Below are 1,095 nucleotides of genomic sequence, written 5' to 3' on the forward strand. Positions count from 1 at the left end.
CGCGGATTCAAATCTGAAGTGCATAACATTTAGGCGGCTTTAGCCGCCAAGTGATCCTGCATCAATTTTGCAGGCGTTTCAAATCCAAGTGTCTTCCGCGGACGATTATTAAGTTGCTCAAGTACGGGTATAACTTGCGCTGGTGTTACCGCCTTAAAATCTGTGCTCTTCGGCCAATACTGGCGTAGTAATCCATTCGTGTTTTCATTCAATCCGCGCTCCCATGAGTGATAAGGATGAGCAAAATAAACAGGAACACTTAAAGCCTCTGTGATTTGCTCGTGATAAGCGAACTCTTTTCCATTGTCAGCCGTGATGCTATGAAGCGCTGACATATATGGCCTTAATAGTTCTATCGTCGCCGCAGTGACGGCTTGTGCTGTTTTGCCTGCCACCTGAGTTGATACAGTGAATTGGGTGACCCGCTCTACAATGGTAACAAGGGCGCCTCGATGACCTTTACCTATGACGGTATCTATTTCCCAATCTCCGATACGACCTTTCTCATCAACTATTTGTGGACGTTCTTCAATGCTAACGCGATTTTTTATTTGCCCTCGGTTTGTATTACCATGACTGCGCTTGTGATATTTCTTACCGTGTCGGCGCAGATGTAGGTATAACTCACCACCTGCTTTTTTATCTTCCCAGATATACAGATAAATGCATTCATGGCTGACAGACCGTTCACTTTCTTTGCGCAACCATCCCGTTATTTGTTCAGGACTCCACTTCTCATTAAGCTTCTGGGTAATTAAAGCCATCATTTCAGGTGTCATCTTAAGCGGTTTTCTTACACTTCTTCGGCGAAACAAAGCCCGCTCATGAGCTTGTTTGTGTCTGTAACCTCGCTTACCTGTATTTCTAGAAAGCTCTCTTGAAATCGTAGATTGCGATAAATTAGTTAGCTCAGCAATACTTTGTTGCGTAAAACCACTTTTCTTTAGAACGGCGATCTGGCATCTTTGCGCATAGGTCAGTTGTTTGTAATGTCTCATTGTAAAATCTCTTGCCGGAGAAAAAGCAGTTAGCATATGAGCAACTGACCACTTAATCTAGCCAAAACAAGTTATGCACTTACAATTTGAATCTAGG

Annotated in this window: 1 protein-coding gene; it reads right to left on the reverse strand. The window is 43.4% G+C overall.

The genetic code is table 11. The features are described from left to right. Window positions 1-29: 29 nt before the first annotated feature. Window positions 30-1,034, reverse strand: coding sequence for an IS30 family transposase (locus tag P20652_RS04570; RefSeq protein ID WP_008170933.1), 1,005 nt, complete (start codon window positions 1,032-1,034; stop codon window positions 30-32). Window positions 1,035-1,095 lie beyond the last annotated feature (61 nt).

Source organism: Pseudoalteromonas sp. BSi20652 (assembly GCF_000239855.1).
Lineage (GTDB): Bacteria > Pseudomonadota > Gammaproteobacteria > Enterobacterales > Alteromonadaceae > Pseudoalteromonas.